The sequence below is a fragment of the Bradyrhizobium sp. Pha-3 genome, from assembly GCF_042258615.1.
In the GTDB taxonomy this organism is placed as follows: domain Bacteria; phylum Pseudomonadota; class Alphaproteobacteria; order Rhizobiales; family Xanthobacteraceae; genus Bradyrhizobium.
This window is the reverse complement of the sequence record NZ_CP170152.1, coordinates 646271-662951: the sequence shown is the minus strand read 5'-3', so window position 1 is coordinate 662951 and position 16681 is coordinate 646271. Positions and strand designations below refer to the sequence as shown.

The window sequence follows — 16681 nt, the reverse complement described above, 5'->3', positions numbered from 1 at the left end:
GCGTAACGAAAGCACAGCCATGACCGACCGTCGTCCCTTCCTGCGTTCAATCTTCGATGCCGCGGTGGCGGCTGCGCATCCCGATGTCGTGCTGGCATCGCGGCTGCGGCCGGCGCCGAAGGGACGCGTGATCTGCCTCGCCGCGGGCAAGGGCGCCGGCGCCATGGCGGCCGCGGCGGAACGGCACTATCTCGACACGCTCGGCCTCGACCCGTCACGGCTGGTCGGCATCGCCACCACCCGCCACGGCCATGGCGTGCCGACCCGCCGTATCAAGGTGGTCGAGGCCGGTCACCCGGTGCCTGATGAGGCCGGCCTGCGCGCGGCCGACGATACGCTGCGGCTGGCGGCGGAAGCCACACCCGACGATCTCCTGCTGGTGCTGTTGACCGGCGGCGGCTCGGCGAACTGGATCGCGCCCGTCGAAGGCGTGAGCTTCGCCCAGAAGCAGCAGGTCAATCGCGCGCTGCTGCGCTCCGGCGCGCCGATCGGCGAGATGAACATCGTCCGCAAGCATCTGTCGCGCATCAAGGGCGGACGGCTGGCACGCGCCGGCCAGCACGCCGCCGAGATCGTCACGCTGGCGATTTCCGATGTGCCGCATGACGATCCCTCCGCGATCGCCTCGGGGCCGACGGTGCCGGACCCGACCACGCTGGCGGATGCCCGCGCGCTGGTCGCCAAGTACAATCTCTCGGTCGATGACGCGGTCCGCCGCGCGCTCGACGATCCCAGGAACGAGAGCTGCAAGCCGGGCGATCCCGCGTTCGCGCGCGCGACGTTCGAGCTGCTGGCGAAGCCCAAGGCCTCGATCGACGCTGCGGTGAAGGTCGCGCAGGACGCCGGCTACGAGACCATCGCGCTCGGCGCCGATCTCGAGGGCGAGGCCCGCGACGTCGCGGCCGCGCACGCACAGCTGGCGCTGAAGGCGCGCAGCGAAGGCAAGCGCGTCGCGATCATCTCCGGCGGCGAGCTCACGGTGACCGTGCGCGGCAATGGCCGCGGCGGCCCCAACCAGGAGTACGCTCTGGCGCTGGCCGACCTGCTCAAGGATACGCCCGACATCTCGGCGCTCGCCGCCGACACCGACGGCGCGGACGGCGGCGCCGGCAGCGCGAGCGACCCCGCCGGGGCCGTGATCGATCAGGCAACCTTCGCGAAGATGAAGTCGATCGGCCTCGATCCCGGAGCCTATCTCGCGAACAACGATGCCACCGGCTTCTTCGCGCAGACCGGCGATCTGTTGCTGACGGGTCCAACGCTGACCAACGTCAACGACGTCCGCGTGATCCTGGTGGATTAGGCCGTGTACTCGACGGACCTGGGCCAGTCTCAGGCTGCGCCCAAAGCTCGTGATAATTGCGAAACTTCGCAAGCGTCTCGTCATATCGCGTCGGCTCAAGCGCCGGCAGAATGCGCTTCAACACTGCGTTGATCGACGTCGAGGTGTGCCGAACGTATAAGTCAATCGGGTCAAGCAAGTGCCTCAGGTGCAGCTTGGGATCATAATTCAGCCCGCTGCTGCGAAACCATTTGTACCCGTTGACGATTGCCCAGCTCACCATGTCACGAAATACATAATGATAGAGATGCAGGTCTAGGGCGACATTGTAGTCGAGTCCTATGTACTCCGCATAGATCGTGTCACCGTGCACTATGCACGCCGCAAACGCGACGATCCGCTCGTTCTGACGCCAGAGGAAGAAGCGGACCCTGTCTCCCATCCGCCGTCCCAGGTCGCGGAAGTATTGCTCCGTCAGCTTCTCGAAGTGCAGTTTCGAACGCCGATAGACTTGGAGATACAATGGATAGATCTGCGCGATCACCGGCGTCGCGTCGTTGACGACGCTCATCTCGACAGGCGGGGAGGCTCGCGCCGTCGCCTCAAACTTCTTGCGTAGCTTCTTGCGGGTGGCACTATTGAGAGCGTGATTCATATAGTCATCGAAGCTGGCGTAATCGATGCAAAGCCTGGTCATGGGCAGGCTGGGGATGCAGGTGAATCCATGAGTAGTCAGGCAGTCGAGGGGCGCTCGGTATCGCGCGGGAAACTCCTTGAATACGATCAACCGTGCCCCGAACGTGTGAGCATGTCCTGCAATCGTTGAAGCCAGCAGTTCCGCGCTGGCCCGATGGCAGGCCTCGTCCCCATCAAGATGACCTTCCCCGGCAACGCATCCCACCATGAGCGCACGGGCACGCATCAGGCGGGGCCACATCCGGCGAATGGTGTCGATGAGCACGCCAAATCGCGGGCTCGCACCGACCAGTAAATCCAGGTCCATCAGGAAAAAGGGCTGAACGGAACAAACCTGGTCAACAGCGTCCTTGATGACAAAATACCGGTAATCGAACTCAGGATGAAGGGTATCCTCGACCAATTCATAATATCGGTGATCCTTACGCTCGTTCGCGAAAGCGAACTGCCAGCGCGGACAATGCTGCAAATCATCCCGCACAATGACTTCAAGACGCCGCGCATATTGCATCGGCTCGTATCCCGAGGAGGCGCCGATTTGGCTCGTCGAGTGCGCTGCTCCAGCTTCCGGCACGATCTCGCGCTCACCACCGATCCTGCCCGTGGGGCAGCATTTATCACAACGCCAAAACAGAACAGCTGACTTATCCGTCAGAAACTAACTCATTAGTCATTTGCGACTTGGTGTTGGAGCGGAACATCCTGCCTGACACGGCCCGCATGCATTGGCATCATTGCATGCGAGTGGCCCGCCGATCGCCCTGCGGTGCGCGGGCACCCGCGAATTATCATGCGCGCCGTCCAGCGCGACATTCGGGAGGGGACTCATGGCAGTCGTGATTGGAGTCACGGGACTTGCATTCGAGGCGCGGATCGCTGCAGACCTGCACACGGAGGCGATCTGCGGTGGCGACGGCAGCACGCTCGCAGCGTCCCTTGCGTCGGCAGTTGCCGAGGATTGCTCCGGTCTCATCAGTTTTGGTGTCGCAGGCGGCCTTTCGCCTGATCTCCCGGCAGGCGCATGCATCGTAGCATCGACGATCATTTCGGAAACGATTCAGCTCTCCACTGATCGGAATTGGTCGCAAGCCTTGCTTCGGCTCATCCCCGATTCGATTTTTGGTCCTATCGCCGGTGTGACAACCGTCGCCATGCATACAGAGGCGAAGCGATCACTGCATATGAGTATGGGCGCGCTGGCGGTCGATAACGAATCCCATGTGGCGGCGAGTGTCGCTGCTGCGCACGGCCTCCCTATGACTGCCGTCCGCGTGATCATGGATCCGGCCGGTCGGCAGCTTCCTGCTGCCGCCTTGGCCGCAGTGCGTGCGAACGGGACGATCGATCTCGCCGCACTGGTCCGTGCGATAATGAAACGACCGAGCGAGTTACCGATGCTGCTTCGGACCGGTCTCGACGCATTGTTCGGATTCGCGGCGCTGCTTCGCTGCCGTCAATTGCTTGGCCCGGGCTTAGGGCTGCCTTCCTTGCAAGCATGCGAGCCGGAGCCAAGCTCAAGCATCGTGTATTCCGAATGCAGCCTGGATGAGCGCAATCTGAGGCGCCCGCGATACGCTATATCGCAAGCTTGCTCGGATGGGCGCGAGCGTAGCGGCGTTCGTTGACGCTCGCTACGATGAGCAGACAGTTGAGGTGCTCAGCATCATTGGTCATGCCGACTGCGCGCGACCTCAACGCGCGCTGAAAGTGAGACCGGCACGCGCCTTCAGACGCTCGCGCAAGGCCGGTCCCATCAGCGCACCTGGCGTCCAGATGCCGCCCTCGCCCTGCACGTCGCGCACGAGGCAGAGTGCGCTCTCGGCGATCATCTTGCTGGTCGAGCCGTAGCCCGGATCGCGGTCGCCGGTGACGACGGCCTCGACCCGTCCGCCATCCGGCACCTCGCCCAGAAAGAAGATGTCATAGAAGCCCCTCTCGCGCGCTTCCCGGGTCGGGCCTGCGCCGCGTTTGAGACCGCCGGTCCCGAACAAGGACAGCACCGTGGCGAACGTCTCCGTCGTCACGCTCGCGATGTCCCCAAGTCCCGGCGCCACCATCATCTCGTCATAAACAAAGTCCCTGCCGTACGGATGTCCCAACAGGAAGTTCGTGCGGTGCACGTTCTTGGTGTTGATCGGCGCCATTGGGAACGGCACGAGCCACGCGTGCATGCTCGTGTCATATTCGGGGACGAGGCCCGACGGCTGAGACGGCCCGGTGAAGCCCGGCGTCAACGCGAACGGATCGGTCAGCAGCCGGATCAGGGCCGGGTCGCGCGCCGCGGCGGCCAGCGTCGCCTGAGCGCTCGCTGCGGTGCCACCGGACATGCCGCCCTTCACCTTGCGCAGACGGGCCCTGACCCGCCGCGCCGGGCGTCCGAATTTCTCGCGCGCTTTCTCCTGCAACGTGAGCACACCGAGGTCGAACGGGATGGAATCGAAGCCACAGGAGAAGACGATGCGCGCGCCGGTCCGTTTCGCCTCTTCGTGATGGGCGTCGATCATGCGCCGCATCCAGCCCGGTTCGCCGCAAAGATCAACATAGGCCGTGCCGGTGGCCGCGCAGGCCGCCACTAGCTCGGGACCGTGGAGCTGATAGGGCCCGACCGTGGTGACGACCACGGCCGCGCGCTCGCACATCGAACGCAGGCTGGCCGGCTCGGCAGCATCCGCCTTCACCAACGGCAAATCGTCCGGTGCGCCGATATCGGCACGCACCTTCTGGAGTTTGTCGGTCGAACGTCCCGCAATTGCCCAGGACGGAGCATCGTCGCCGCGATAGGACGTCGCCAGATATTCGGCGATCAGACGGCCGGTGTAACCCGTTGCGCCATAGACGATGAGATCGAAGTCCCGCTTCACGGCGTTGATCCTCCTCGAGCCCCCTCGAAGCGCTCCCTTCAGATCCGTCGGCAAACGCTCGGTCCGCTTCGCGGTCGCTTTGGCGAGGGGCCGTGCAACATTCGCGCACGTCCTGTCGCGCTTGATGGAGGATACCACATTTCCCGCTCTTGGGCGCGCAACCTCCCGGCGATTTCCGGTCTTCCCTTGGGAGCCGTCGTGAGTGAGTACGGATGCTGGGTCTGATCGGCGTGAGGTGGAAAAGCAGACAGCCGGCACATTTGAGCGCCTGTGGCCGCTTGCAAACGCCCTCCGGCGGCCTACCATGGATTGGGGAGCTCACCGTGCAGGAGCGAAGCCATGGAACTCACCGTGGTGCCCATCGTCAAGCCGGATGAGACCAACTTCATCTTCGGCCAGTCGCATTTCATCAAGACCGTGGAAGACCTTCACGAAGCGCTGGTGGGCGCGGTCCCGCGCATCCGCTTTGGGGTGGCTTTCTGCGAGGCCTCCGGCAAGCGGTTGCTGCGCTGCTCCGGTAACGACGACGCCTCGCTCGCCCTGGCACGCGACAACGCATTGGCGATCGGCGCCGGTCACACCTTCCTGATTTTCCTCGGCGACGGGTTCTTTCCCGTCAACGTGCTGGCGGCGGTGCGCGCAGTGCCGGAGGTCTGCCGCATCTATTGCGCGACGGCCAATCCCACACAGGTGATCGTCGCGCAGACGGAGCTCGGGCGCGGCGTGCTCGGAGTGGTGGATGGCGCCTCGCCGCTCGGCGTCGAAACCGACGCCGACATAGCGTGGCGGAAGGATCTGTTGCGAAACATCGGCTACAAGCTTTAGACCGCGACGGGTTCGTCGCCTGGCGACGCCCGCACGTCGGATATGTATCAACCCAACGCGTCATTGCGAGCGGATGGGCCGTCACGCCCCCTCAAAACTCCTGCGCGAGCTTCGCCAGCATCTCCAGCAGCGCGGCGTGGTTGGCGGGGCCGAGCACCTCGATCAACCGCGCCTCGTGCTTGTTGGCGACCAGCTTCTTGGCGCGCGCCAGCACGGCGCGGCCCTTGTCGGTCAGGACGAGGATGTGGGAGCGCCGGTCGTTGGTGGAGCGCATCCGCGCGCAAAGGTCGCGGCTCTCCAGCGCGTCCAGCATCGCGACGAAATTCGGCCTGAGGATGCCGAGCGTGTTGGCGATCTCGGTCTGGTTGCGGCCCGGATTCTTGTCGAGCAGCAGCAGCACCGAGAACTGCGCCGGTGTCAGCTGCAGCGGCGCGACGCAGCGCAGGAAGTCCTCGAACACCTTGAGCTGCGCACGCTTCAGCGAATAGCCGAGCAGTCCGGACAGTTCGCCCAGTTGCAGCATGCTGTCGTCCCCGGCCGGATCGACCGGTTCCCTGCGCAGGGCACGCGACGATCGGACGGCATCGGAGGCGGTTTTGGAAACAGTCATCGCTCCAGGCTCGCAATCCCGGTACAAAAACCCCGCGGGACGCTCGGGGACCTTGAGATTATATCCAATAATCGTTATGCACCATATCAAATATCGACGGCTATCAACAGCCGATATCGGCCGACCCGACCGGCACAGCCGGCTGCGGCGGTCCGACGCTTGAGGGGGAGCGCTCGGCCTTGAACACAACGATCATGCTGTTCCTGCTGCAGGACGGCATCACCAATGGCGCGATCTACGCACTGCTCGGGCTGGCCCTGGTGCTGGTGTTCGCGGTGACGCGGGTGATCCTGATCCCGCAGGGCGAATTCGTCACCTACGGCGCGCTGAGCTACGCCATGCTGGCGACCGGGCAGGTGCCCGGCACCGTGCGCCTTGCCGTCGCGATGGGCCTCGTCGCGTTCGCGCTGGACCTGTTCTTCGCCCGCAAGGCACTGCACACCCGGCTGGTGATGCGCTCGGTCGCGCTCAACATCGTCTTCCCTGTCGCGCTGCTCGGCCTCGTCTATGCGCTGGTCGGCCCCAACACGCCGATTGCCGTCAACATTGCGCTGGCGCTCTTGATCGTGGCGGCGATCGGGCTGTTCCTCTATCGCATTGCGTTCCAGCCGATCGCGCACACCTCCGTGCTGGTGCTCCTGATCGCCTCGGTCGGCTGCCATCTGGCGCTGCAAGGCCTCGGCCTGGTGTTCTTCGGCGCCGAGGGCCTGCGCGGCCCGGCGCTGTCGAGCGCCGCAGTGACCGCCGGTCCGCTGCGCTTCACCGGCCAGAGCCTTGCCGTGTATGCCCTGACGGTCGGCTTCATCGTGGGGCTGTGGCTGTTCTTCGGCTACACCAAGACCGGCAAGGCGCTGCGCGCCACCGCGGTCAATCGCCTCGGCGCTCGCCTGGTCGGCATCCGCACCACGCTGTCGGGCCAGATCGCATTCCTGCTCGCCTCCGTGATCGGCGCGATTTCGGGCATCCTGATCGTGCCGATCACGACGCTCTATTACGACACCGGCTTCCTGATCGGCCTGAAGGGCTTCATCGCCGCCATTATCGGCGGCCTGGTCAGCTATCCCCTGACCGCGGTCGCGGCCATCGTGGTCGGCATCGTCGAGGCCTTCTCGTCATTCTACGCAAGTAACTTCAAGGAAGTCATCGTGTTCACGCTGATCCTTCCCGTCCTGGTGCTGCGCTCGCTCGCAGCGCCCCAGGTCGAGGAAGAGAAGGATTGAGCACGATGACGCAGCGGCTTCCTCTCATCATCTTCGCGCTCGTGATGGCGGTGATTCCGCTTCTGCCGGGCATTCCGCCGTTCTGGATCGTGCTGCTCGACAATATCGGCCTCGCCGCGCTGGTCGCGATGGGGCTGGTGCTGCTCACCGGCGTCGGCGGCCTCACCTCGTTCGGACAGGCTGCGTTCTGCGGCTTCGGCGCCTACACCACGGCGGTGCTGACCACCGCCTACGGCATCTCACCGTGGCTGACGCTGCCGGCTTCGCTTTTGGTCAGCGGCATTGCGGCCGTGCTGCTCGGCCTCGTCACGGTGCGGCTGTCAGGCCATTATCTTCCGCTCGGCACCATCGCCTGGGGCATCGGGCTGTTCTATCTGTTCAGCAAGCTCGAATTCCTCGGCCGCAACGATGGCATTTCGGGCATCCCGCCGCTCTCGATCGGCGCGTTCAAGATGCTGAGCCCGGACACGATCTATTACGCGATCTGGGTCGCGGTGCTGCTTTCCGCGCTGTTGACCATGAACCTGCTGGACTCCCGCACCGGGCGCGCCATCCGCGCGTTGCGGCGCGGCCATATCGCAGCCGAGGCATTCGGCGTGCAGACGCCGCGCGCCAAGCTGCTGGTGTTCATCTATGCGGCGGTGCTGGCCGGCCTGTCCGGCTGGCTCTACGCGCATTTCCAGCGCGCCGCCAACCCGACGCCGTTCGGCGCGCAGGCCGGCATCGAATATCTGTTCATCGCCGTCGTCGGCGGCGCCGGTTACGTCTGGGGCGGGGTGCTCGGCGCCGGCATCGTCGTGATCCTGAAGGAGGTGCTGCAGAGCTACCTGCCCTACATCTTCGGCGGGCAGAGCCAGCTCGAGACCATCGTGTTCGGCATCATGCTGGTGCTGCTGCTGCAGCTCGCACCGCAGGGCGTCTGGCCCTGGCTGATGTCGCACCTGCCGTTCAAGCCGGCCCGCAAGACGCCGGACACGTCGGTGAAGCTGGAACACCGCGAGCGGGCGCCGGGAACGTCGCCGGTTCTCCTGCACATCGACAAGGCCCGCAAGCAGTTCGGCGGCGTGCTTGCGGTGAACGACGTCTCGTTCGACGTCAACGCCCGCGAGATCGTCGCGCTGATCGGGCCGAACGGCGCCGGCAAGAGCACGACCTTCAACCTGATCACCGGCGTCCTGGCCGCAACCAGCGGCAAGATCGCCGTGCTCGGCAACGAGGTTGCGAATGCCCCGCCGCAGGAGGTGGTCAAGCTCGGCGTGGCGCGCACGTTCCAGCACGTCAAGCTGGTGCCCGACATGACCGTGCTCGAGAACGTCGCGATCGGCGCGCATCTGCGCGGCAATTCCGGGGCGATCTCCAGCATGCTGCGGCTCGACCGCGCTGACGAGGCGAAACTGCTGGCGGAAGCCGCGCGGCAGATCGAGCGCGTCGGCCTGTCCGACCAGATCGACCAGCTCGCCGGCTCGTTGTCGCTCGGGCAGCAACGCATCGTCGAGATCGCGCGGGCACTGTGCGTCGATCCGATGCTTCTGTTGCTGGACGAGCCGGCCGCCGGCCTGCGCCACATGGAGAAGCAGCGGCTGGCCGCGCTGCTCCGGCAGTTGCGCGACGGCGGCATGTCGGTGCTGCTGGTCGAGCACGACATGGGGTTCGTGATGGATCTCGCCGACCGCATCGTGGTGCTCGATTTCGGCACCAAGATCGCCGAAGGCACGCCCGCCGCGATCAAGCGCAACCCCGACGTGATCAAGGCTTATCTCGGAGCCGCCGCATGAGTGCCCTGCTGACGGTGACCGACGTCCACATTGCCTACGGCAAGGTCGAGGCCGTGCGCGGCGTCTCGCTCGACGTTGGCGAGAACGAGATCGTCACCATCATCGGCGCCAACGGCGCCGGCAAGACCACTTTGCTCAACGCCATCATGGGCGTGCTGCCGCTGCGAGGCCGTACCACCTTCGCCGGCGTCGACATGGCGCCGCTCGATATCGAGGACCGCGTCGCAACGGGCCTGAGCCTGGTGCCCGAGCATCGCGAATTGTTCGGCACCATGAATGTCGAGGACAATCTCGAGCTCGGCGCCTTCCGGATCGCGAAGGCAACCGCGGCCCGCTCGCTGGAGCGGGTCTACACGCTGTTTCCGCGGCTCAAGGAACGCCGCAAGCAGCTCGCCGGCACGTTGTCCGGCGGCGAGCAGCAGATGCTGGCGATGGGCCGCGCACTGATGGGCGCACCGAAACTGCTGATGCTGGACGAGCCGAGCCTCGGCCTCGCCCCGATCATCGTCGCCGACATCTTCCGCATTGTCGGCGAGCTCCGCGCAGCCGGCGTCTCGGTGCTGCTGGTCGAGCAGAACGCCCAGGCGGCGCTGCAAATCGCCGACCGCGCCTATGTGATGGAGCTTGGCGAGTTCGTGCTTAGTGGCTCCGCGAAGGAGATTGCCGCCAACAAGGGCGTCGCCGCGAGCTATCTCGGCTTCCAGCACGAAGGCGAGAGCGCGATCTAGGACGCGCAGCTCCACCGCGGAGAGACTGTCACCCCACCTCGCCGCGCATTGCATGCGCGGCGATCCTCCCCCTCCAGGGGAGGATGAAGACGGCTGCGACCTTCTGACCATGCTTGCATTCGCGCGAAGATTGCGTTCCACTTCACCCTCCCCTGGAGGGGGAGGGTCGAGCGCGCGCGGCGATGCGTAGCATCGTCGGGTGCGATCGGGGTGGGGTGAAGCCGCACAAATGGTCTCAGCATCGATCCGCAGAACCGCCGCAAAGAAGCTGCGCGCCAACGCAACGCCGCATGAACGAATACTGTGGCGTGCGCTGAGGGAGCTGCCAACGGACGGAACGCATTTTCGAAGACAGGCACCGATTGGCCCTTACGTCGTCGATTTCTTCTGCCCGGCCAAACGACTCATCATCGAGCTGGACGGCGGACACCACAACGAAGACGAGACCGCGAAACACGATCGCGAGCGGCAACAATGGCTTGAGAAAGAAGGCTACCGCGTCATCCGGTTCTGGAATTCGGAGATCGCGGCTGACCTCAACGCCGTGCTGGAGCGGATTTATGTCGAGCTCTACGGCGCTCGCGAAGCGGAAGCTGTGCCGCTGAAGCACCACCGACGACGATAGAGTGTCACCCCACCCGCTCCAGGGGAGGGTAAAGAAAAAGCCGGCCCCTGATCGCGACCGGCTTCTTCGTTTCGTGGATCGCACCCAGCTCACATCGCCGGGATGTATTTGCCGTCCTTGACCGTCAGCAGGATGCGTGAGCGGTCATCGAGGCCGTAGCGATCCTTTTCGGTCCAGTTGTAGACGCCCTGGGACGCGACGATCTCCTTCTCGGAGATGAAGGCCTGGCGGATCGCCTCGCGGAATTCCGGCGTGCCTGGCTTGGCGGTCTTCAGCGCTGTCGGGATGATGCGCTTCAGCACCTCGAAGGCGTCGAAGGAATGGCCGGCGAACTGGCTGCGGCTGTTGGCGCCGTACTTGGCTTCATAGGCCGCGTTCAGCGTCAGGCCCGGCTTCTTGGTCAGTGCGCTGTCGGGTTGGGTTTCCGGCGACATGATCGGGCCGGCCGACATGATGACGCCTTCCGCGGACGCGCCCGCGATGCGGATGAAGTCCATCGTGGCGGCCCCGTGGGTCTGGTAGATCAGGCCCTTGTAGCCGCGCTCGCGCAGCGCGGACTGCGGCAGCGCCGCGGCGGTGCCGGAGGCGCCGACCAGGATGGCGTCGGGATTGGCGGCGACAAGCTTCAGCACCTGACCCGCGACCGACGTATCCGGACGCGCGAAGCGCTCCTCATCGGTCATGGTCAGGCCCATCGGCACGGCCTGCGCCTTGAAGTCGTTGACCCAGAGATCGCCGTAGGAATCCGAATAGCCGATATAGCCGACGGTCTTGATGTTGTGCGCCTTCATATGCTCGTAGAGCACCTTGCCCATGATCGGAATCGACTGCGGCAGGTCGACCGACCATTTCGCGCGGGCCTCGTTGATCGGGAACGGCGCAAGACCGAGATGCGGGATGCCGGCCTCGTTGGCGACCGTCGATACCGCGATCGTCGTCGGCGTGATGCAGGAGCCCATGATGATGTCGGCCTTGGACTCGGTGACGAAGCGCCGCGTATTGGTGGTCGCAGCCGTCGGATCGCCGGCGTCGTCGAGCACGATCAGCTTCAGCGGCACGCCGCCGATCTCCTTCGGCACGAAATCGAGCGCGTTGCGCTCGGGGATGCCGAGCGCGGCGGCGGGGCCGGTGGTCGAGATCGAGATGCCGATGGTGATTTCATTGGTCTGCGCCAGCACGGGCGCGCCCGGCAGCGCGAAAACAGCTGCGAGCGCGGCGGCGGCGAGAGTGGCCTTCCTCATTCATTCCTCCCTGCGGATATGTTTTTTGGGTTTAGACCAGTTTTGCGGGCCAATTCAGCCCCTTCTTTAGAGCATGATCCGGAAAAGTGGAAACCGGTTTTCCGAGAGGATCATGCTCCAAAAGTCGAGTCATGAGGGGCTGCAAGTCAGCCCTGAACAAGTCAGCCCTTCAGGAAGCGGTCGATGACCTCCTGCGGAAATGGCGCCGATTTCAGCCTGGAGGGATCGTCCGGGTGGCGGCCGACCAGCACCCTTGTCTCGAACGCCTCGATGGCCAACGCCTCGCCCTTGAACACGCGGTGCACCACCTCGAAGCTCGAGCGCTTGATGCTCTCGATCCGGCTCTCGATGGTAATCCAGTCGCCATGGGTCGACGGGATGTGGAATTTCGCCCGCGTGTCGACCATGGGAATGCCGACCAGGCCATATTTGTGGACGAGGTCCTGCTTCGAGCAACCAGCCGCTTCGAACATGATCGAGGTCGAGTCGTCGAACATCGCGAAGTAGCGCGGGTAGTAGACGATATTGGCGGGGTCGCAATCGCCCCACTGGATCTGCACGTCGCGCCGGTTGACGAACATGGTCTATCCTCGATTGAGCGGGATCGATCCGGAAGAGCGTTTTGCGCTCTTCCGGATCATGCTTCAGCGTGGCGCCATCCGGAGCGCGGCATCGAGCCGCACCACTTCGCCGTTCAGGTAGGGATTGTCGATCATATGCAGCGCAAGCGAGGCGAACTCGTCGGCCTGGCCCAGCCGGCGCGGGAACGGGATCCCGGCGGCGAGCGAATCCTGTGCCTCCTGCGGCAGGCCGGCCAGCAACGGCGTCATGAACAGGCCGGGCGCGATGGTCAGCACGCGGATGCCGAATTGGGCGAGCTCGCGCGCGATCGGCAACGTCATCGCGACGATGCCGCCCTTCGAGGCCGAATAGGCCGCCTGCCCGATCTGGCCGTCATAGGCCGCGACCGAAGCCGTCGAGATCACGACGCCGCGCTCGCCGGTCGCGAGCGGTTCGAGCTTCGCCATATCGGCGGTCGCAAGCCGTAGCATGTTGAAGGAGCCGATCAGATTGACCTTGATCACCTTGTCGAAATCGGCGAGCGCCATCGGCCCCTCGCGGCCGATCACGCGTTTGGCCACTCCGATGCCGGCGCAGTTCACCAGCACGCGCGCCGGGCCATGCGCCTTGGCGGCGGCAGCGACCGCGGCTTCGGCCGCCACTGCATCGGCGACGTCGCAGACAACAGGAATGCCGCCGATCTCGGCCGCGACGCTCTCGGCGAGCTTGGCGTTGAGATCGCAGACCGCGACCTTGGCACCCTGCGCGGCCAGACGGCGCGCGGTCGCGGCACCCAATCCCGATGCGCCGCCGGTGACGATGGCGGCCTGGTCCTTCAACTGCATGGCATTCTCCTCTCAGATATTCAGGCTGACGTGATCACCGATGCCGGCGGCACCGGCGCATAAAGCGCTTCGATGATGTCAGTGCGATGCTCCAGCACCGCGCGCTGGTTGATCGAGCCCTTGTCGGTGACCTCGCCGCGATCGATCGACAGCGGTGTGTCGAGCAGGATCGCCCGCGCGATCCGGTTCGACGAACCGGTGGCGCTCGCAAGCACGCGCGCGAAGCGTTCACGGAACGCCGCGCGCACCAGCGGGTCGTTGGCCGCAGTCGCGATGTCGCTAGCGGCAAGTGCCGGATTGATCAGGCGGCAGCCGTCGAGATCGAGGATCACGATCGCCGCCAGCTCGTCGCGGTTGATTCCTGCGATCACAACGTCGCGCACCAGCGGCGCGCAGGTGCCGACAAAGCGCGCCCTCAAGGGCCCGACGCTGACCCAGGTGCCGCTCGCCAGCTTGAAATCTTCGGCGATGCGGCCGTCGAAATCGAAACCGGCATCGAGATCGCCGGCGTTGGCGGGCTTCAGCGCGTCGCCGAACTTGTAGAAGCCCTCCTCGTCGAACGCCTTGGCGGTCAGTTCGGGCTGCCGCCAATAGCCGGGCGTCACGTTCGGGCCTTTGGCGCGCACCTCGAGCTTGCCGTTGTTCGGCACCAGCTTCGCATCATTGCCCGACACCGGAAGCCCGACATGGCCGGAGCGGCTGGTATCGGGCCGCACCGACATGAAGAACGGCGAGGTCTCGGTGGCGCCGAGCCCGGTCAGCATGGGCACGCGATAGCCCTTCTCCTGCACCGCGAGCGCATCGAGGCTGTTCCAGACGAACGGCGACAGCGCCGCGCCGGAGAAGAACATCGCATGCAGCCGGTGGAAGAATTTCGCCCGCAGATCTCCATCGTCGCGCAGATAGGGCAGCAGCGATTCATAACCCTTGGGCACGTTGAAATAGACCGTCGGCGATATCTCGCGCAGGTTTCGCACGGTCTCCTCGATGCCGCCGGGCATCGGCTTACCCTCGTCGAGATACATCGAGCCGCCGTTATAGAGCGTCAGCCCGACATTGTGGTTGCCGCCGAAGGTGTGATTCCACGGCAGCCAGTCCACGATGACCGGCGGCTCATCCTTCAGGAACGCCAGCGTCTCGCGCAGCATCACCTGGTTGGCGCAGATCATGCGCTGGGTGTTGATGACGGCCTTGGGATTGCCGGTCGAGCCCGACGTCAGCAGGAATTTTGCGATCGTATCCGGACCGATCGTCGCATGGGTCGCGTCGAGGTGGGGATCTTCCGGCGTCGCCATAAGACCGGCGAGCCGCGTCACCTCGCGGCCGGGCACGGTCCCGCCGCTCGCCGCGATCTCGACATCGGGTCCGACATTGGCGCGCAGGGCGTCGGCAAATTTGTCGGCGTCGTCGACGAAGACGAGACCCGGCGTCAAAAGCTTGATGACGAAGCTGAGCTTGCCGTAGTCGCGCGACACCAGCGAATAGGCCGGCGACACCGGACAGAACGGAATGCCGGCATAGAGCGCGCCGAGCGCGATCAGCGCGTGATCGATCGAATTGCCCGACAGGATCATGATCGGCCGCTCGGCCGACAGCCCGCGCGCGATCAGGGCCGAGGCGATGCGCCTGATAGCCTCGAGCAATTGCGCGTAGGTGATCTGGCGCCAGCCGCCACCGGCTGCGCGCTCGGCCATGAACACCCGGCTCGGCTCGGCTTTCGCCCAGTGGTGCAGGCGATCGGTGAGACGAACGGGGTAATCGGCGAGATTGAGCTTGGGGCGAAGATAGATCGTGCCGTCGTCGCGGCGCTCGACGGTGACATCAGGATTGCCGAACGAGATCGGGCGCAGCGGATGCGCACTCGCGGTGGACGCGGACGCAGATATATCAGCCTTGGCGCTCATGTCGGCTTCACCTTGGCGGTCTTGCGATCCAGGAAGGCACGGATGCGCTTCTTGGCTTCCTTGTCGCTCTGCGCCACCGTCGCCATCAGCGATTCCATCAAGAGACCGGTCTGCGGATTGGCCTCGGCGATCATCGGCAGCGCCTGCAGCACGGCGAAATTGGTCAGCGGCGCATTGGCGGCGACGCGCTCGGCAAGCTCCAGCGCCTTGGGCAGCGCGCCGTCGGCCTCGGTGAGATATTGCGAGAAGCCGTAGGCCGCGCCCTCGGTCGCCGAATAGACCCGGCCGGTGAGCATCATGTCCGCCATCCTGGGCACGCCGATCAGGCGCGGCAGCCGCACCGACCCACCGCCGCCGACGAAGATGCCGCGCTGGCCCTCGGGCAGCGCGAAATAGGCCGACGGCTCGGCGACGCGGATATGCGCGGCGCACGCCAGCTCCAGCCCGCCACCGATCACTGCGCCCTTCAGCGCGGCGATGACGGGCACGCGGCAATACTGGATGCGGTCGAACACGCGGTGCCACATCTGGGAATGCACCAGGCCCTCAGTGGCATCGCGTTCGGTCAGTTCGGAGAGATCGAGGCCGGACGAGAAATGATCGCCGACACCATGGATCACGACGGCGCCGACCGTGTCGGGAATCGCGGAAAAACAATCCCGCAGCGCCAGGATGATGCCGTCGTTCAGCGCATTGCGCTTGGCCGGCCGGTTGAGCCCGACGGTCAGCACCGCCCCTCGCGTCTCGATCCTGAGCAGCGCGGCATCACCCGCGTCGGCAGCGTTTCCCATGGCGTTATTGTTTCCTATTCAGAATAGTTATGTTTTATAACTATCATCGCAGGAGTCAAGGCGCGCATGGCGACGCAGGACTTCACCCTCCCTGGAGGGGGAGGGTCGGCTCACATGAAGCGAAGCGGAATGTGAGACGGGGTGGGGTGACGGTCTCTCCACCCGGACAGTGCCCGTGTGGAGAGATCACCCCACCTCGCCGCGCATTTTCATGCGCGTCGATCCTCCCCTCCAGGGGAGGATCGGAGCGGGGCATCAAAGCACCTGATGCACGTCGATCACGACGCGGTCGGCGTGGCGGGCGGCGGAGCCGATGAAGATGTGCTCCATCAGCCAGCGGTACTTTTCGGCACCGGTTTCGAATTTCGGCACGGTGCGGAAATAGATCAGGTTCGGGTCGACCGGTTCGCCGCGCTTGAGCTTCTCGAGCAGATCGAGCGGTCCGAAGCGGATGCCCTTGTTCTCGACATAGACCACGGCGCCGTCGTCAGTCTCGAAGGCATATTTTGCCTCCAGCTCGATCAGCTCGCTGGGCCGGATGATCTGGAAGTCGGCGCCGAAGGGCAGCACCTTGCCGTTGATCCCCTCGCCTTTCACCTCGCCGCCGATGATCGGGATGATCCGGCGGACGCCGGTGCCGATGTCGCCGGCGGACGTGACCTCGGCGATCCGCGCGGTGATGGTGAAGACGTATCTGGTCTGGAGCTCTGGTGCCAT

General features: G+C 64.9%; 16 protein-coding genes. 7 read left to right on the top strand and 9 right to left on the bottom strand.

Features of this window, described 5'->3' with window-relative positions; all coding sequences use genetic code 11:
• Window positions 1–19 precede the first annotated feature (19 nt).
• On the top strand, window positions 20–1303 hold the full coding sequence (locus ACE10Z_RS03105; protein ID WP_375786629.1) for a glycerate kinase: 1284 nt from the start codon (window positions 20–22) through the stop codon (window positions 1301–1303).
• Here ACE10Z_RS03105 and ACE10Z_RS03100 read toward each other — a convergent pair.
• The gene (locus tag ACE10Z_RS03100) at window positions 1272–2489 is read right to left on the bottom strand and encodes a GNAT family N-acetyltransferase (RefSeq protein WP_375786628.1); all 1218 of its coding nucleotides are present in this window, start codon (window positions 2487–2489) and stop codon (window positions 1272–1274) included. The genes ACE10Z_RS03105 and ACE10Z_RS03100 overlap by 32 nt on opposite strands.
• Window positions 2490–2805: 316 nt before the next feature.
• Between ACE10Z_RS03100 and ACE10Z_RS03095 the strand changes: the two genes are divergently transcribed.
• Complete coding sequence (locus ACE10Z_RS03095; protein ID WP_375786627.1) at window positions 2806–3603, top strand: adenosylhopane nucleosidase; 798 nt, start codon at window positions 2806–2808, stop codon at window positions 3601–3603.
• 66 nt (window positions 3604–3669) lie between these two features.
• Here ACE10Z_RS03095 and ACE10Z_RS03090 read toward each other — a convergent pair whose 3' ends face one another.
• Window positions 3670–4839, bottom strand: a complete 1170-nt coding sequence (locus ACE10Z_RS03090) for a saccharopine dehydrogenase family protein (RefSeq protein WP_375786626.1) — start codon at window positions 4837–4839, stop codon at window positions 3670–3672.
• A gap of 339 nt (window positions 4840–5178) precedes the next feature.
• On the opposite strand from ACE10Z_RS03090, the gene ACE10Z_RS03085 reads away from it, so the two are divergent.
• Window positions 5179–5664 carry an adenosine-specific kinase gene (locus ACE10Z_RS03085; RefSeq protein ID WP_375786625.1) on the top strand — a complete coding sequence of 162 codons (486 nt, stop codon included), beginning with the start codon at window positions 5179–5181 and terminating at the stop codon, window positions 5662–5664.
• 91 nt (window positions 5665–5755) lie between these two features.
• Here the strand turns inward: ACE10Z_RS03085 and ACE10Z_RS03080 are convergent, their stop codons facing one another.
• On the bottom strand, window positions 5756–6274 hold the full coding sequence (locus ACE10Z_RS03080) for a MarR family winged helix-turn-helix transcriptional regulator (protein ID WP_097676731.1): 519 nt from the start codon (window positions 6272–6274) through the stop codon (window positions 5756–5758).
• A 179-nt stretch (window positions 6275–6453) separates the two neighbouring features.
• Here ACE10Z_RS03080 and ACE10Z_RS03075 point away from each other — a divergent pair, with 179 nt between their 5' ends.
• From ACE10Z_RS03075 to ACE10Z_RS03060, 4 genes are all read left to right on the top strand, one after another.
• Window positions 6454–7494 carry a branched-chain amino acid ABC transporter permease gene (locus ACE10Z_RS03075; RefSeq protein ID WP_375786624.1) on the top strand — a complete coding sequence of 347 codons (1041 nt, stop codon included), beginning with the start codon at window positions 6454–6456 and terminating at the stop codon, window positions 7492–7494.
• A gap of 5 nt (window positions 7495–7499) precedes the next feature.
• Complete coding sequence (locus ACE10Z_RS03070; protein WP_375786623.1) at window positions 7500–9269, top strand: ATP-binding cassette domain-containing protein; 1770 nt, start codon at window positions 7500–7502, stop codon at window positions 9267–9269.
• Window positions 9266–9997 carry an ABC transporter ATP-binding protein gene (locus tag ACE10Z_RS03065; protein WP_375786622.1) on the top strand — a complete coding sequence of 244 codons (732 nt, stop codon included), beginning with the start codon at window positions 9266–9268 and terminating at the stop codon, window positions 9995–9997. Before ACE10Z_RS03070 ends, ACE10Z_RS03065 begins: the two co-directional genes overlap by 4 nt.
• A gap of 229 nt (window positions 9998–10226) precedes the next feature.
• Window positions 10227–10622, top strand: coding sequence for an endonuclease domain-containing protein (locus tag ACE10Z_RS03060; RefSeq protein WP_375786621.1), 396 nt, complete (start codon window positions 10227–10229; stop codon window positions 10620–10622).
• Window positions 10623–10711: 89 nt separating this feature from the next.
• Here ACE10Z_RS03060 and ACE10Z_RS03055 read toward each other — a convergent pair whose 3' ends face one another.
• The 6 genes from ACE10Z_RS03055 to ACE10Z_RS03030 form a co-directional block, all read right to left on the bottom strand.
• Entirely contained in the window at window positions 10712–11863 is a 1152-nt protein-coding gene (locus ACE10Z_RS03055) for an ABC transporter substrate-binding protein (protein WP_375786620.1), read from the bottom strand.
• A 161-nt stretch (window positions 11864–12024) separates the two neighbouring features.
• Window positions 12025–12444, bottom strand: coding sequence for an acyl-CoA thioesterase (locus tag ACE10Z_RS03050; protein WP_375786619.1), 420 nt, complete (start codon window positions 12442–12444; stop codon window positions 12025–12027).
• 63 nt (window positions 12445–12507) lie between these two features.
• Entirely contained in the window at window positions 12508–13269 is a 762-nt protein-coding gene (locus ACE10Z_RS03045) for an SDR family NAD(P)-dependent oxidoreductase (RefSeq protein WP_375786618.1), read from the bottom strand.
• A 20-nt stretch (window positions 13270–13289) separates the two neighbouring features.
• Window positions 13290–15173, bottom strand: a complete 1884-nt coding sequence (locus tag ACE10Z_RS03040) for a feruloyl-CoA synthase (RefSeq protein ID WP_375786617.1) — start codon at window positions 15171–15173, stop codon at window positions 13290–13292.
• Window positions 15170–15964, bottom strand: coding sequence for a crotonase/enoyl-CoA hydratase family protein (locus ACE10Z_RS03035; RefSeq protein WP_375786616.1), 795 nt, complete (start codon window positions 15962–15964; stop codon window positions 15170–15172). The genes ACE10Z_RS03040 and ACE10Z_RS03035 overlap by 4 nt, the downstream gene beginning before the upstream one ends.
• Window positions 15965–16219: 255 nt before the next feature.
• The gene (locus ACE10Z_RS03030; protein WP_375786615.1) at window positions 16220–16681 is read right to left on the bottom strand and encodes a DUF3237 domain-containing protein; all 462 of its coding nucleotides are present in this window, start codon (window positions 16679–16681) and stop codon (window positions 16220–16222) included.

Coding starts and splice junctions, on each gene's coding strand:
- ACE10Z_RS03105 (WP_375786629.1), top strand. CDS start 20: ATGACCGACCGTCGTCCCTTCCTGCGTTCAATCTTCGATGCCGCGGTG.
- ACE10Z_RS03100 (WP_375786628.1), bottom strand. CDS start 2,489: ATGCAATATGCGCGGCGTCTTGAAGTCATTGTGCGGGATGATTTGCAG.
- ACE10Z_RS03095 (WP_375786627.1), top strand. CDS start 2,806: ATGGCAGTCGTGATTGGAGTCACGGGACTTGCATTCGAGGCGCGGATC.
- ACE10Z_RS03085 (WP_375786625.1), top strand. CDS start 5,179: ATGGAACTCACCGTGGTGCCCATCGTCAAGCCGGATGAGACCAACTTC.
- ACE10Z_RS03080 (WP_097676731.1), bottom strand. CDS start 6,274: ATGACTGTTTCCAAAACCGCCTCCGATGCCGTCCGATCGTCGCGTGCC.
- ACE10Z_RS03070 (WP_375786623.1), top strand. CDS start 7,500: ATGACGCAGCGGCTTCCTCTCATCATCTTCGCGCTCGTGATGGCGGTG.
- ACE10Z_RS03065 (WP_375786622.1), top strand. CDS start 9,266: ATGAGTGCCCTGCTGACGGTGACCGACGTCCACATTGCCTACGGCAAG.
- ACE10Z_RS03060 (WP_375786621.1), top strand. CDS start 10,227: ATGGTCTCAGCATCGATCCGCAGAACCGCCGCAAAGAAGCTGCGCGCC.
- ACE10Z_RS03055 (WP_375786620.1), bottom strand. CDS start 11,863: ATGAGGAAGGCCACTCTCGCCGCCGCCGCGCTCGCAGCTGTTTTCGCG.
- ACE10Z_RS03050 (WP_375786619.1), bottom strand. CDS start 12,444: ATGTTCGTCAACCGGCGCGACGTGCAGATCCAGTGGGGCGATTGCGAC.
- ACE10Z_RS03045 (WP_375786618.1), bottom strand. CDS start 13,269: ATGCAGTTGAAGGACCAGGCCGCCATCGTCACCGGCGGCGCATCGGGA.
- ACE10Z_RS03040 (WP_375786617.1), bottom strand. CDS start 15,173: ATGAGCGCCAAGGCTGATATATCTGCGTCCGCGTCCACCGCGAGTGCG.
- ACE10Z_RS03035 (WP_375786616.1), bottom strand. CDS start 15,964: ATGGGAAACGCTGCCGACGCGGGTGATGCCGCGCTGCTCAGGATCGAG.
- ACE10Z_RS03030 (WP_375786615.1), bottom strand. CDS start 16,681: ATGGCACCAGAGCTCCAGACCAGATACGTCTTCACCATCACCGCGCGG.